Genomic DNA, 14,607 nt, shown 5'->3' with positions numbered 1-14,607 from the left:
GGCCGCTTTGCGGCCTCCTCAGGGTGACGGTGATAGAGCTACGACGCCTCGCTTTGCGCTCCGGTCGTCACAAAACGTCGTATCGCACCTGCGAGCATGCGCATGCGCCGTCTGGCTTCGCCCATTCCCAACGGTTGTTCTACAATTACCCTTCTAGCAACGCGCTAGACGATGATAGCCTCCGCCTATACTGAATCGCTTCGGGGCAAAGCATGAGCGAGAAATCCACGCTAACCTATGTTGAGGCGCTGATCGCCGCGGGCTTCATTGCGTACCTGGCCTGGGACCAGAGCTGGGGCCTGCCGCCGCCATGCACTGCGTTGATACTCGGCGTGATCGTCTACTTTGCCTATCTGTGCCTGATGCGATGGTTGGTGCGGCTTCATCAGAACACCTATCAGGTCGTGGCGACAATCCTGGCCCTTGCATGGGCCGTACTGGCCTATTTCGCAACGGGCGCGCTGCAGGCGGGATTTGCCAACCAGATCCCCGGCTCGCTGCTGATGCATCTATGGCCGTGGATCGTGGCGCTTGCGGCTTTCTTCGGCGCACTCGCCAGCAAGGTGCGCTTCATGGATGATGCCCGCGACCATGTCCTCGGCCGCCGCGCGCATTGGGACAATCAGCAATGGCTGGAGGAGAACGCCGGCTTCTAGCCGGCGTCGACCGCGTCATTCCGCCCGACGCCCGATCTCGGGCTTTTTGCACTTGGCAAAGTGATGCCTGAGATCGGTAGCGATGTCATCGGCTACCAGCGCGGCCTCAGCCCGCCGGCACCATCACCACGCCCTTGTCCTTGGGCCAGCGCATCCGCCAGGCGAAGTTGATATCGCGGACCTCACCGGCCTTGGCCTCGAACGCCCATTCCAGCACGCCGCGCTTATCGCGCAGATTGGTGGTCGTCGCAGCCGTCGACGACGGCAACATCTCGACCACGATATCGTCGTTCTCGCTGACCGGGAGCTGATCCTGGATCGCGACCTTGATCGGGAAGTCGTGGCCGTTGCGCACCGTGGTCTTGAACGCGCGCTCGTCGGTCTTCGATGTGGTGACGATCAGGCCGGCCGAGCCCTCGTTGCGTTTCACCACCGTGCGCTCGATCTTGACCTTGTCGTCGGCGCCGAAGCCGAGCCGCACGGTCTCGTCCTTGGCGGCGGTCGCCATCCGGCTGCGGCCGACAAAGATGCCGTCGCGATAGATCGCGACCAGCCCCGGCAGCAGCGGCGCGTCGTCGGCCTGCACGAAGCTCGCCTCCAGGAATGCGGTCGGATCCAGCACAGGTACCGCACGCACCGCGAGATCGGGCGTAATCGTCGCCGTCGAGATGCGCAGGCTCTTTGCGCCCTCATTGGCGGCGACGCTGACCCGGCCCGGAATCCTGAAGCTGGCCTGGAAGGCCCCGACCTCGGCCGCAGCTTCCTGCTCCTCGGCCTTCTTGAACAGATGCTGCTCCATCGAAGGCGTCGCCGGTGCGGGCATCAGCGCCGAGGGCTGTTGCACGCTGTCAAACGCTCGGCCGGCCGCCAGCGGCCGCGGCAGCTGCGGATATCGCACGATCAGCGAATTGAGATCGGGCGCATTGCCGCCGCGGGCGACGCGTACAGTGGAGACGACAAGTGCCACGTTCGACCAGTCCTCCCCGGTCGACTGGGTGATCTCGGCGCGCCGCACCAGCTCGATCGCGGGCTTGCGGTCCTTGGCGCCGGTATCGAGACGAGCGTCATAGATCGGCATCCAGCGGGCGTTGCGCACCGCATAGGTCACGCGCAGCGTGGCCTTCGTCGCCGCCGCTGATGCCAACTCGATACGGACTTCGAGCTTGCTCGGCGGCTTGGCGGCGCGATCGGCCTCCAGGCGCGCGATCTCGCGATCGATGTCGCGCTGCTTGCGCGTAGCGTCGCGGATCGCGTTGTCGGCGGTTGCGACCTCGTCCCCGACCGCAGAGAACGCGGCACGCCATTCGCTCACCGGGCGCGCCTCGCCCTTCTCGCCGATCCCGACCGGCGCGGCCTCGGCGAAACGCTCGGCGAATTTGCGCCGCGCCTCGGCCGACGTGATCATCCCCTGCAAATCCTCGCGCTGGTCGCGCAGCGCCTCGATCCGCTTGTCGATCTCGGGCAGGTTGGCCGGCTCCACCGGGCGTGGTGGCCGCGCGTCGATGGCCCCGATCGTGAGCTTCGCTCCGCCCTCACCCTCGACCCGCAGCGAGGACGGGTCGAGCCCGATCGGGAAATCCTTCGCGATGAGCGTGTTGTCGCCAGCGGGCAGATCCAGCGTGATGACGCGGCTGACGCTGGCGCCATCGGGATAGACGGTGACGGCGTCGACCTGCGAGGCCGCATCGAGATTGGCCGCATGCAGCGGCCCGGCAACCAGCGCCCCCGCCAGCACCAGGCCGGTGGTGACAAGATAATTCGTAATCCTTGACATGACATCCCTCCGGAAAAGCGCCGCATCGCGCGCGAGATGAACGGCGCGCCGGACTCGAAGGCGCGCCGTTTCTCGTGGTGAGACGCAGCGAGGAAGGGACTGGTTCGAATGAGGTTTCGCTGCGGCACGACCATGGCACCACCGCGGCCGCCGGATGGCGCGGCGATGTCTTTCGGGCGTCAGCGACCTGTCCGGCGCCGGATGAACAGAACATTCGGCACGAAACCGGCAACCGTGATCGCGATCATGATCCACCAACCGCGATGAAACGCCGCGATCCGCTCAGTCATCGTGGCGGGCGTAGCCAGGATCGCGATGAAGATCGCGACGCCGATCGCCAGCGCCGCCTGCCGGATCATGTTGATCACGCCGGAACCGGTGGCGAACGACGACGGCGGCAGCGAACCGGCGCCGACGCCCATCAGGGTCGGAAAGGTCAGCCCGACGCCGATACCCGTGAGCATCATACCGAGCACAAAAGCAGGCACGTTGGGCTCCGCCCCAAGCAGCGTTGCCCAGATCGCAAGCCCACCCGCGAATGACGTGATGCCGGCGGACACCACGGCGGCCGCACCAAATCGCGCGATCAGCCGACCGGCAAACAGCAGCGAGGTGAACGGGACAAGCAGCGGACCCGGCGCGATCGCAAGACCGGTCTTCAGCGCCGACCACCCCCACACGGTTTGCTCCCAGAGCGCTACCGACAGCAGCATCGCGCCGAAAGCCGCCGAGTAAGGCGCCATGACCAGCGTCGCCCCAGTAAACGGCCTGACTGCGAACAGCGCCGGGTTGACGAAGGGATTCTGCGATCGCAGGCAGTGCCATGCGAAGGCGGCGAGCGAGAGGCCTGCGACGACGAAGCCGAGCACGACGCCGCGCGAGCTCCAGCCCCAGTCATCCGTCTTCACGATGGCGAATGTCAGCGCGCCGATGCCGCAGGTCACCAGCAGCGCCGCCCACCAGCTCGGCCGCGGCACGTCGTGGCCGGGCACGTCGGGCAGTTTGAGCCAGCCGATGATCAGCGCAACGACGCCGATCGGGACATTGACGATGAAGATCCAACGCCAGTCGACGGTGACCAGCACGCCGCCAGCGAGCGGCCCGAGCGCTGCGGCAAGGCCGCCGATCGCGGTCCAGGTGCGCACCGCGCCGGCGCGCTGCTCGGGCGGGAACGAGGCCAGCAGCAGGCCGATCGAGGTCGGCGTCATCAATGCCGCACCGGCGGCCTGTGCGATGCGGGCGACGACCAGGAGCTCGACGCTGGATGCCAGCGCGCACGCCGCCGACGCGGCCGTGAACAGCGCCACACCGAGCAGGAAGCTCAGATTGCGACTGTGGCGTTCGGCGAGCCGGCCGAAGAACACCAGCAATGCCGCATAGACGATCGCATAGGCATTCAGGATCCAGGACAAATCCTCCAACGAGGCGCCGCGAAATTCCTGCGCGATGTTCGGCAGCCCGACATTGACAATGAACAGGTCGAGATTTGCCAGGCAGATCCCGACCGAGACAATTGCCAAAACCTGCCGCGGGGTTGCGGTCGCCGCGCGGGGCCGCGGCCGCGCTTCGGGTCCGGCCGCCAGCCCGATGGTCTCCGCCTCGACCTCCGACATCACACCCTCCAGCTACGTGCATATGCATCTATTGCCATTAGGTGTATATGCATGTATCTGTCAAGCCCAGTTTGGAGGCAGCCAATGGCGAAGACGGAAGCCACAAGGTGCAATCTGACCGCGTTGCGCAAGGCGACCCGGCGGGTGTCGCAGCTCTACGATCAGGTCCTCGCAACGTCGGGGCTGCGCGGCACCCAGCGCGCCATCCTGGTCCATGTCAGACGAACGGGAGCTCCGACGATGGGAGAGCTTGCCGCAGCTTTGGTGCTCGACCGCACCGCGCTCAATCACAACCTCAAGCCGCTCGCGCGCGACGGCCTGTTGACCATCGCCGTCGACAAGAATGACCGCCGCAGCCGGCTGGTACGGCTGACCAAGCGCGGCGAAGCCAGGCTTGAGGAGTCGCACGCCGCCTGGCTTGAGGCGCAGGACCGCTTCGAGACGGCGTTCGGCGCCGGGCAGGCGGCTGATCTCAGGCACAAGCTCGAACTGGTCGCCGCGCTCGAATTCGGCGAACCCGCGGCGGATGTACCGGCGTCATGACTGGCCTCAAATGAAAAGCGGCCCGGCGTTGTCGCCGGGCCGCTCCTCTTACACGATCAATATCGATCGCGCTTAGCTGTAGATCTCGAACAGGCCGGCGCCGCCCTGGCCGCCGCCGATGCACATGGTCACGACGCCCCACTTGGCCTTGCGGCGACGGCCTTCCTGTAGCAGGTGGCCGGTGAGCCGGGCACCGGTCATGCCGAAGGGATGACCGATCGCAATCGAGCCGCCATTGACGTTGTACTTCTCGGGATCGATGCCGAGCTGGTCGCGCGAATAGAGGCACTGGCTGGCGAAGGCCTCGTTGAGCTCCCAGAGGTCGATGTCGTCGACCTTGAGGCCATGGCGCTTCAGCAGCTTCGGCACGGCGAACACCGGCCCGATGCCCATCTCGTCGGGCTCGCAGCCAGCCGAGGCCCAGGCCACGAAGCGGCCGAGCGGGTTAAGGCCGCGCTTCTCGGCATCCTTGGCTTCCATCAGCACCACGGCGGCGGCGCCGTCGGAGAGCTGGCTGGCATTGCCGGCGGTGACGAACTTGCCCGGGCCCTTGACCGGCTCAAGCTTGGCGAGGCCCTCCAGCGTGGTCTCGGGACGATTGCACTCGTCGCGATCGACCACATAGTCGACGATCGACTCGGCCTTGGTCGCCTTGTCGACCACCTTCATCTTGGTCTTCATCGGGACGATCTCGTCCTTGAACTTGTTGGCCTGCTGCGCGGCCGCCATGCGGCGCTGCGACTCCAGCGAATACTCATCCTGGTATTCGCGGCTGAGCTTGTAGCGCTCGGCGACGATGTCGGCGGTGTCGATCATCGCCATGAAAATGTCCGGCGCGGTCTTGAGCAGGTCCGGGTCGATCGACTCCTTCGGCGTGCCGCCGCCGGGAATCGAGATGCTCTCGACGCCGCCGGCGACGATGCAATCGGAGCCATCGGAACGAATCGAGTTGGCGGCCATCGCAATGGTCTGCAGACCCGACGAGCAGAAGCGGTTCACCGAGACGCCGGCGGTCGACTTCGGCAGGCCGGCGAGCAGCGCCGCCTGGCGGCCAATGTTCGGCGCGCCATGCGCGCAATTGCCGAGATAGCAGTCCTCGACATACTCCTTGTCGACGCCGGCGCGGTCGACCGCGTGCTTGATGGCGTGCGCGGCGAGCGACATCGGCGGGGTGATGTTGAATCCGCCGCGGCCGGACTTCGCCAGGCCGGTGCGCGCGTAGGAAACGATGACGGCTTCACGCATTGTTTTCTCCCTCTGAGTGGATGATTTCAGCTTGGATGCTGTCTTCGTACACATGGGGCGTCAAGGCAACAGAAATAAGCGCCATCAAAATACCGCTCTGCGGAACGGAAGCGGCCCGAAGCGACCGACGAAGCAGGATCACGTGGCGGCGCGGATGAAGCCTACAATCGTGCCTGGAATTCCGAGGTGCTTCTCACAGGGCCGATTTCGCAAGCATCATGTGAATTCCCTTGTTTGCCGTCGACCAATTGCGTCACGCGCAGATTGCCGGCGAGAGAACACAGCATATAGGCCTCGTTGCGCGTGAGATTCGTGCGCGCGCAGATGTGGTTGACCATCTCGCGGACGGCTTGTTTGGCGGCGTCGTCCAGGTCTTCGTCCAGTCCGATCGAGATGAGATGGGTTGCATTTTCTGCAAACGGCCATTTGACCCGCATGTCCTTCCGCACGGTCAGGCGGACCATACCTGTGACTCCGGTCTCCAGGGCCGTGATGCAGACTTCGCCATCACCCTGAACGGCGTGCCCATCGCCGGCAAAAAACAGAGCGCCCTCATTGAATACCGGCAGATACAGCGTGGTGCCCGCACGGAGCTCCTTGTTGTCCATGTTGCCGCCGAACGCGCGCGGGACCGGAGATCCGCACCGGCCCCACGCCGGCGGTGGCGCGGTTGCCAGGATTCCGAAAAACGGACTGAGTTCGATCTTGCTGCCCCAGGGCATCTTACAAAAATTCCCATCGCGGTCGATGGTCGGATGAATGGTTTCGTAGTCGGTGAATTCGTCCGGCAGCGTGCCGAGCAGAGGCAGGATCGAAACAAATCCCCAGTCCTGTCTGACCTTCACGTCGAGAATGTCGACCTGAAGCGTGTCGCCGACCTGGGCACCCTTCACGTAGATCGGCCCGGTGATGAAATGCGGCCCGGGTCCCGGCGACAGCGTATTCAGCGCATGGAGATAGTCGGCGGGGACCCGACCGAAATCGTCCGGCAAGGTTTCTTTCCCACCCGCCGGGAAACTATGCAGCGTGACCGAGTCACCGGACTCCACGGCAAGGATCGGCTGACTGGCACTGTCCAGGTACCCCCATACCATGTTCTCAGGGGTGGCGGGAATTTCATGGCGGCGCGGCATCGCTCCTCCAAAGCAGTTACCTTCGGGAAATGTCGGCCATCATGCTAGGCAGGACTGGCTGTCAAAAACAGCCGCAGGTTTGGGCCCCTTTGAGCATGGCTGGTCCGTGGTAGGGTATGCGCGGACGCCATGCGCCACCTTTCCGGGGCAGCCGCACGACAAAAGGAGACTCTGATGAGGCGGTCTCAATTCACCGAAAATGAGATCCGGCATCTCCTATACGAGGCGAATACCGGCGTCTCGGTGGCCGAGATTTGCACGACATCCGGCATCTCGCTTCGAACATTCTACCGATGGAAGCGACGGTATGGCGGTCTAAACCACCCAGCCGTGCTCGACATGCGCGGACTTGCCGTCGAGAATGTCAGGCTGCGAAACGTCATAGACAATCTATCGGCATGCCTGAAGGCGACGCCGGCCGGCGAAATCGCAAGCGGCAGCACGCCGCAAACAAGCACGCCGAAGGACCTCGACGACCGGGGCCGTCGTGCGATCAGCATCGCCGCGGAAAAGTGCGGAGGCGCTGTGACGGGCCGTTTCGCATCGATCCGCGTCAATCGCTGATCTCGACGATAACAATTCGGGCAGCCATTCTGGCAAAAGTGACATAATGCGCTGCCCCGTGGTGGGGATTTGATCAAGCTGCCCCTGCATCGAGCGCAATTTTTCGATCCGGGAGCAGACTCCCGGCAAGAGCTGGCACACCGCTGACGCAAATCCAAATCTTGCACAAAACCCGGCAGCAGCTGTCTGCTCTTTCTTCTTGTCGCAAATCCGAACGACCGATTACCCTCGCCGCCAACGCCAACGGTCCTGCAGGGAGTTGAGATCATGACTGGCCTCGTCCGCGATTTTTCCGACGTCAAGACCGGCATCAGCCGCCGCAACATCCTGACAGCTTCCGCTGGTCTTGCTTGTGGTTTCGCGCTCGGCGGACCGACGGCGATCAGGACGGCCGCGGCGGCTGGCTTGAAGGAAGTTCGTTTCAGCGAAGCGGTTCACAACCTCGGTTACATCAACCTTTACGTCGGCATGCATGCCAAAATCTTCGAGAAGAACGGTCTCGACATGAAAGTCAGCGCCGCGGGAGGCGACACACAGACCTTCGCGGCGGTGCTTGGCGGATCGGCGGATTTTGCCATCGGCGATGCGACGATGGCGCAGATCTCCCGCGAGAACGGTGGCCCGGGCGTCGTCGTCGGCACGGTCGTTCAGCGCGCGCACTATTTCGGCGTCTCAAAGACATTGAAGCCCATCACCGATCCAAAGGACTTCAAGGGCCTGAAGATCGTAACCTCGCCGGAGCCGAATACGAACTACAGCGTCGCGAAGCGCTTGTTGGAAAAGGCCGGCCTCAAGGTTGGCGTGGATGCGACCATCGTCCCTGTGAATCCTGGAACCGAGATCGCGGCCATGCTTGCCGGTCAGGCAGACATCGCTATCGCTTATCAGCCCAGTGTGGCCGCGGCCGAGGCCCAAGGAGCAAAGGTGGTGTTCGACTTCTCCACCTACATCGGCCCGTTCTGCAATACGGGAATCATGGTTCTTCCATCGACGATCCAGAAAGACCCCGCGATGGTTCAAGCTCTGGTGACATCGTTCGAGGAAGCCTCGCGCAAGACCTACGCAGACCCCGCCTTCGCAAAGGAAGTCGCCCGCAAGGAATTTCCGGATCTGCCAGGCGAGGTTGTCGACAAGGCGATCGATGCCGAATTGCAGTATCTGATCCCGGCACAGTCCGTGGTGACCAAGCCGGATCAATGGAAGAATCTGATGGAGATGCAGGTCTACCTCGGCAACGCCAAGGGCACGATCCCGTTCGACCAGATCATCGACAACTCCTTTGCCGACAAGGCCGTCGCCAGTCTGAAATGACGGTTACGATCACCACCGGTCACGGCGGCACCGGAGCATCCGCAGCGTCCCTGGTGCCGCTGACCGTCGAAGGCGTCGCCAAAGGTTACGATGTTGCGGGGCGATTTGTCCCGGTGATCGGCAATCTTAGCCTGACGCTGAAGAGGGGCGAGATCGTCAGCGTCGTTGGCCCATCGGGATGCGGAAAAACGACACTGCTCAATACGCTGTGCGGACTGATACCGGCGGACTCCGGGCGTATCCGCTGGTACGGCCAGGAGATCGCCGGCCAGCCGCAGAACGTAGGCTACATGCTGCAGAAGGATCTGCTGTTTCCCTGGCGCACTGCATTGAGCAACGTCAAGCTGGGACTGGAAATCCGCGGCATTGCGGCGAGCGAAGCGCATGACCGCAGCCGCGCGATGCTGGACCAACTCGGATTGCACGGCTTCTCTGATCACTATCCGTCGACATTGTCAGGCGGCATGCGCCAACGGGTGGCACTCGCCCGCACATTGGTGAATGATCCGGAGGTGCTGCTTCTCGACGAGCCGTTTGCCGCGTTGGACTTTCAGAACAAGCTGCTGATCGAAAGTGACACGGCAAAGCTGGTTCGCGAGCGCGGGCGCTCCTTGTTGTTGATTACCCACGATATCGAGGAGGCCGTCTCTCTGGCGGACCGGGTCATCGTGCTGTCGAAGAGGCCGACAACCGTCAAGGCGACGTACGACATAGATCTGGACGGCGAACGAACTGACATGATCGCCGCTCGCGAAAGCCGGCACTTCAGCGCCTACGTTCGGCAGATATGGGCCGATCTCGACGTCGTATTCCAATGACCACGAATGCACAGGACGATTTTGGGAGCATCGTGCAAGGATCACCACCCTCGCCTGCGCAGCGCTGGAAGCGTTGGCGGGTAGCCGGACTCGTCCTGCTCACTCAGGTCGCGCTCCTGGCCGCGCTGCTTGCGTTGTGGGAGCGCGCAACAGGGCAGGACAAGCAGGCAGCCTTCATGTTCGGGTCGCCCTCGGCGATCTTCGGTTTTCTGGGCCAGTCGGCGCGCGACGGCTCGCTGTGGCGCGATATCTACGTCACCGGCTTCGAAACCCTGCTCGGCTTCGTGATCGGTAATTTCTTCGGAACGCTGATTGGGCTTTTGCTCTGGTATTCGCGTTTCGTATCGCGCGTAGTCGAACCTTTCATCATCGCCTTGGGATCGATTCCCATCATCGCGCTTGCGCCGATCATCATAATTTGGTTCGGCACAGGACTGATCTCGAAAGTCGCGATGTCGACGTTGTCGGTCGTGATCGTGGCGCTCGTGACGTCCTACAAGGGCGCGACGGGTGTTGACGCCGACCAGATCAACCTGATGCGGACGCTGGGAGCCTCCAAGTTCCAGATATTCCGCAAGTTGGTGGTGCCCGCATCGCTCACCGATATTTTTGCAGGATTGAAGCTCACCGTCGGATTTGCGCTGATCGGTGCGATCGTCGGCGAATTCATGTCGTCGTCAGAAGGCCTGGGACACGCAATCTTCAAGGCCGGCTCGCTCTACATCATTCCCAAGGTGTTTGCAGCGCTGATTGCAACGATCGGCCTGGCATTGCTGCTGACGTTCGTGGTCGGCCGCCTTGAACGGTTGCTCATGCCCTGGCGCAAGGTTCAATAGACCCCTCTATTTCGGCGACAGCAAGAAAAGGAACGTGGAGATGTCGCAGCGCGTCGCGAAAGAAGGCAATATCAAGTATGCCCTGTCGGGCTTGGACCGTTTCATTGCCAGCGTCTCTCCCGGCGAAACGTTCGTCGTCGAATGCGCGCTCAATGCAAACGACGGGACGATCCGTCATCTCGGGCAGCAGCTGATCGAAGCCGACATCACTATGCCGTTCGTCAATGGGGCGACGGGGCCCATCGAGGTTCGCGGCGCCAAGGCCGGCGACATGCTGAAGGTCGAGATCGTCAACATGGACGTTCGGGGGCTTGGATTTACCGCGCTGTGGCCCGGCATCGGTATGTTTCCGGACTGGGTGCGCCGCAAGGAATTCGGCATTCAGACGCGTGTTGTTGAGGTCAAGGATGGCCTTGTGCACTGGAACGAGCATCTGAAACTTCCGGTTAAACCGATGATAGGCGTGATCGGAGTCGCACCGCTTCATGGCGCGGTTCTCACCGTGGACAACGGCACGCACGGTGGAAACCTTGATGTTCAGGAAATCACCACCGGCAACACCGTCATGCTCCGGGTCCATGCCGACGGTGCGCATCTGTTCCTCGGCGACTGCCACGCAATCCAGGGGGACGGGGAATGCAACGGCATGGGTGCCATCGAGATCGCAGCCACCCTCACCGTCAAAGTGTCACTCGAAAAGGCTCCAGCGCGCCTGAACCATCCCCGGATCGAAACGCCAACCCACATCTGCACGCTCGGCTGTGCGCGTCCGCTCGAAGACGCCATGCGGCTTGCATTCGAAGAAATGGTTTACTGGCTTGAAGACGAATGGAAGATACCCGCAGCCGAAGGCTACATGTTGCTCGGTCAGATCGCGGAAGCGCGCTGCACGCAGGTGGTCAATCCGAAATACACCTATATCTGCAAGGTGAATAAGGACATCGTCCGAAAATACTTTGGGTGATCTGGTGGAGCGCGCGTAGCTTCGTCGCTGAATCGATACCGTCGGGCTTGCTCACCCACCCCGATGGAAGGGCGAAACCATCTTGGCGCAAGCAAACGTCCATGCAGATGGTCCGCCGACGCCGGACCTGGCCCGGCGTCGCCCGAGCCAGGTTAAAACGTCAGCGCCTTGGCCTGCTTCACCTGCGGCAGCGCCTGCACCTTGTTGAGCAGCTCCGCCGGCACCGCACCGTCGACCTCGACCAGCGCAATGGCGTCGCCGCCCTGCTTGACGCGGCCGAGATGGAAGGTCGCGATATTGATTTTCGCATCACCCAGGAGGCTCGCGAACGCGCCGATGAAGCCCGGCTTGTCCTCGTTGGTGACGTAGATCATCGACTTGCCGAACTCGGCGTCGACCCGGATGCCCTTGATGTCGACGAGGCGCGGCTTGCCGTCGGCATAGACGGTGCCGGACACCGAGCGTTCCTGGCGCTCGGTGGTGACGGTGACCGTGATCAGGCTTTCATAGTCGCTCTGCGCGGCGCGAACGACCTCGTCCACTACCATGCCGCGCTCCTTGGCGACGACCGGCGCCGAGACCACGTTGACCTCGCCGAGCATCGGCCGCAGCAGGCCGGACAGCACCGCCGAGGTGATCGCCTTGATCTTCATCTCGGCGACATGGCCCTCATAGGTGATCGTGGTCTTGAGGATGCCGCTCTCGGTCAACTGGCCGGCGAACGAGCCGAGCTTCTCGGCGAGCTCGATGAACGGCTTCAGCTTCGGCGCCTCTTCCGCCGTGATCGACGGGAAGTTGACCGCGTTGGAGATCGCGCCCGACAACAGATAGTCCGACATCTGCTCGGCGACCTGCAGCGCGACGTTCTCCTGCGCTTCCGTGGTGGAGGCACCGAGATGCGGGGTGCAGATCACGTTGGGATGGCCGAACAGCACGTTCGACGTCGCCGGCTCCTCGGAGAACACGTCGAAGGCGGCGCCGGCGACATGCTTGGAATTCAGCGCGTCGACCAGCGCCTGCTCGTCGACCAAGCCGCCGCGGGCGCAGTTGATGATACGCACGCCCTTCTTCATTTTGGCGATCGCGGCCGCGTCAATGACGTTGCGGGTCTTCTCGGTCAGCGGCGTGTGCAGCGTGATGAAATCGGCGCGCTTCAGCAGGTCGTCGAATTCGACCTTCTCGACGCCGATGTCCTTGGCGCGCTCCGGCGATAGGAACGGATCGAACGCGATCACCTTCATGCGCAGGCCGAGCGCGCGGTCGGCGACGATCGAGCCGATATTGCCGCAGCCGATCACCCCAAGCGTCTTGGCGGTGATCTCGACGCCCATGAAGCGGTTCTTCTCCCACTTGCCGGCCTGGGTCGAGGCGTCGGCCTGCGGGATCTCGCGCGCCAGCGCCAGCATCAGGGTGATGGCGTGCTCGGCGGTCGTGATCGAATTGCCGAACGGGGTGTTCATCACGATGATGCCCTTGGCGGTCGCGGCCGGGATCTCGACATTGTCGACGCCGATGCCGGCGCGGCCGATCACCTTGAGCCTGGTCGCCTTCTCGATGATCTTGGCGTTGGCCTTGGTGGCCGAGCGGATCGCAAGGCCATCATAATTGCCGATGATCTCGGCGAGCTTGTCCTTGTCCTTGCCAAGGTTGGGCTGGAAGTCGACCTCGACGCCGCGATCCTTGAAGATCTGCACGGCGGCGGGAGACAGCGCGTCGGAAATCAGAACTTTGGGCTTTGTCATGTGACTGTTCCTCTGCCCTGCAGCGGGCGGGTCTCTCGGACCAAGATGGTGAAGTCTCTGATAACGTCTCCCGCTCCCCGCATTTACGGGGAGAGGGTTGGGGTGAGGGGCAGCCACAGGCGAGGAAAAAGCAGAAAGGGCCCCTCACCCGGATTGCTGCGCAATCCGACCTCTCCCCGTAAGAAAGGGGGACAGGTGACAAGAGAAAACTCAGGCCGCCTTGGGTAGCGCGGCCTTGGTCTCGGCAAAGGCCCAGTCGATCCACTGCGTGAGCAGCTCGACGTCCTTCGCCTCGACGGTGGCGCCGCACCAGATCCGCAAGCCCGCCGGCGCATCGCGGTAATACGCGAAGTCGAAGCCGGCATTCTCCTTCTCCACCAGCGCGACCAGCTTCTTGCAGAAGTCGGCCTGCGCGTCTGATGGAAGCGAGGTGATCGCGGGATCGGTGAACTTCAGGCACACCGAGGTATTGGAGCGGATCGCGGCATCCTTGGCGAGGAAGTCGATCCAGGGCGTCTTCGCCTTCCAGTCGGCGATCGCCTTGGTGTTGGCGTCGGCGCGCGCGATCAGGGCCTTCAGGCCGCCGATCGACTTTGCCCAGTTCAGCGCATCGAGATAGTCCTCGACGCACAGCATCGACGGCGTGTTGATGGTCTCGCCTTCGAAGATGCCCTGGTTGAGCTTGCCGCCCTTGGTGAGGCGGAAGATCTTGGGCAGCGGCCAGGCCGGCTTGTAGGTCTCGAGCCGTTCCACCGCGCGCGGCGACAGGATCAGCATGCCGTGCGCAGCCTCGCCGCCGAGCGCCTTCTGCCAGGAGAAGGTGACGACATCGAGCTTGGCGAAATCGAGCGGCTGCGCGAAGGCGGCCGAGGTCGCGTCGCAGATCGTCAGGCCTTCGCGGTCCGCGCTGATCCAGTCGGCGTTCGGCACGCGCACGCCCGAGGTGGTGCCGTTCCAGGTGAAGACGACGTCGGACTTGGGATCGACCTTGGCGAGATCGGGGATTTCACCGTATGCTGCGTTCAGCTTGGTGACGTCCTTCAGCTTCAATTCCTTGACGATGTCGCTGACCCAGCCTTCGCCGAACGATTCCCAAGCGAGCGTGGTGACGGGCCGCGCACCGAGCAGCGACCACAGCGCCATCTCGACCGCGCCGGTGTCTGACGCCGGCACGATGCCGATCTTGTAGTCGGCAGGCACCTCAAGCACCTCGCGCGTCAGTTCGATCGCGAGCTTGAGCTTGGCCTTGCCTACCTTCGCGCGGTGCGAGCGGCCGAGGGCGGCGTCCTTGAGATTGTTGGGGTTCCAGCCGGGGCGCTTGGCGCAGGGGCCGGAGGAAAAATGCGGCACGTCGGGCCGCGAAGCGGGCTTCGCTGCAGTCATAATCTACCCTTCCAGATAGCTGCCT

At 63.2% G+C, this 14,607-nt stretch carries 12 protein-coding genes and 1 pseudogene; 7 read left to right on the top strand and 6 right to left on the bottom strand.

Features of this window, described 5'->3' with window-relative positions:
• Nucleotides 1–212 precede the first annotated feature (212 nt).
• Nucleotides 213–656, top strand: coding sequence for a hypothetical protein (locus ACVIW0_RS05815; protein ID WP_461351471.1), 444 nt, complete (start codon nucleotides 213–215; stop codon nucleotides 654–656).
• 106 nt (nucleotides 657–762) lie between these two features.
• Here the strand turns inward: ACVIW0_RS05815 and ACVIW0_RS05810 are convergent, their stop codons facing one another.
• Both ACVIW0_RS05810 and ACVIW0_RS05805 read right to left on the bottom strand, forming a co-directional pair.
• A complete protein-coding gene (locus ACVIW0_RS05810; protein ID WP_461351470.1) occupies nucleotides 763–2,430 on the bottom strand; it encodes a mucoidy inhibitor MuiA family protein in 1,668 nt (555 codons plus the stop codon).
• A gap of 179 nt (nucleotides 2,431–2,609) precedes the next feature.
• The gene (locus ACVIW0_RS05805; protein ID WP_461351469.1) at nucleotides 2,610–4,043 is read right to left on the bottom strand and encodes an MFS transporter; all 1,434 of its coding nucleotides are present in this window, start codon (nucleotides 4,041–4,043) and stop codon (nucleotides 2,610–2,612) included.
• An 84-nt stretch (nucleotides 4,044–4,127) separates the two neighbouring features.
• On the opposite strand from ACVIW0_RS05805, the gene ACVIW0_RS05800 reads away from it, so the two are divergent.
• The gene (locus ACVIW0_RS05800) at nucleotides 4,128–4,586 is read left to right on the top strand and encodes a MarR family winged helix-turn-helix transcriptional regulator (RefSeq protein WP_461351468.1); all 459 of its coding nucleotides are present in this window, start codon (nucleotides 4,128–4,130) and stop codon (nucleotides 4,584–4,586) included.
• A gap of 72 nt (nucleotides 4,587–4,658) precedes the next feature.
• Here ACVIW0_RS05800 and ACVIW0_RS05795 read toward each other — a convergent pair whose 3' ends face one another.
• The gene (locus ACVIW0_RS05795; protein WP_074128524.1) at nucleotides 4,659–5,831 is read right to left on the bottom strand and encodes a thiolase family protein; all 1,173 of its coding nucleotides are present in this window, start codon (nucleotides 5,829–5,831) and stop codon (nucleotides 4,659–4,661) included.
• Nucleotides 5,832–6,024: 193 nt separating this feature from the next.
• Nucleotides 6,025–6,964: pseudogene (locus tag ACVIW0_RS05790) on the bottom strand (acetamidase/formamidase family protein).
• Nucleotides 6,965–7,138: 174 nt separating this feature from the next.
• Between ACVIW0_RS05790 and ACVIW0_RS05785 the strand changes: the two are divergent.
• The 5 genes from ACVIW0_RS05785 (at nucleotide 7,139) to ACVIW0_RS05765 (ending at nucleotide 11,457) form a co-directional block, all read left to right on the top strand.
• Nucleotides 7,139–7,528: a transposase gene (locus ACVIW0_RS05785; RefSeq protein ID WP_461351467.1), complete on the top strand. Its 390-nt coding sequence runs from the start codon at nucleotides 7,139–7,141 to the stop codon at nucleotides 7,526–7,528.
• A 267-nt stretch (nucleotides 7,529–7,795) separates the two neighbouring features.
• Entirely contained in the window at nucleotides 7,796–8,839 is a 1,044-nt protein-coding gene (locus ACVIW0_RS05780) for an ABC transporter substrate-binding protein (RefSeq protein ID WP_461351466.1), read from the top strand.
• Complete coding sequence (locus ACVIW0_RS05775) at nucleotides 8,836–9,657, top strand: ABC transporter ATP-binding protein (protein WP_461351465.1); 822 nt, start codon at nucleotides 8,836–8,838, stop codon at nucleotides 9,655–9,657. The genes ACVIW0_RS05780 and ACVIW0_RS05775 overlap by 4 nt, the downstream gene beginning before the upstream one ends.
• Nucleotides 9,654–10,493, top strand: a complete 840-nt coding sequence (locus ACVIW0_RS05770; protein WP_461357250.1) for an ABC transporter permease — start codon at nucleotides 9,654–9,656, stop codon at nucleotides 10,491–10,493. The genes ACVIW0_RS05775 and ACVIW0_RS05770 overlap by 4 nt, the downstream gene beginning before the upstream one ends.
• 40 nt (nucleotides 10,494–10,533) lie before the next feature.
• Nucleotides 10,534–11,457: an acetamidase/formamidase family protein gene (locus ACVIW0_RS05765; protein ID WP_461351464.1), complete on the top strand. Its 924-nt coding sequence runs from the start codon at nucleotides 10,534–10,536 to the stop codon at nucleotides 11,455–11,457.
• 152 nt (nucleotides 11,458–11,609) lie between these two features.
• Here ACVIW0_RS05765 and serA read toward each other — a convergent pair whose 3' ends face one another.
• Nucleotides 11,610–13,199: a phosphoglycerate dehydrogenase gene (gene serA / locus ACVIW0_RS05760; RefSeq protein WP_461351463.1), complete on the bottom strand. Its 1,590-nt coding sequence runs from the start codon at nucleotides 13,197–13,199 to the stop codon at nucleotides 11,610–11,612.
• A gap of 210 nt (nucleotides 13,200–13,409) precedes the next feature.
• Nucleotides 13,410–14,582, bottom strand: a complete 1,173-nt coding sequence (locus ACVIW0_RS05755) for a phosphoserine transaminase (protein WP_461351462.1) — start codon at nucleotides 14,580–14,582, stop codon at nucleotides 13,410–13,412.
• Nucleotides 14,583–14,607: the final 25 nt, after the last annotated feature.

Source organism: Bradyrhizobium sp. USDA 4454 (genome assembly GCF_054822705.1).
This window is presented reverse-complemented; position numbering and strand designations above follow the sequence as displayed.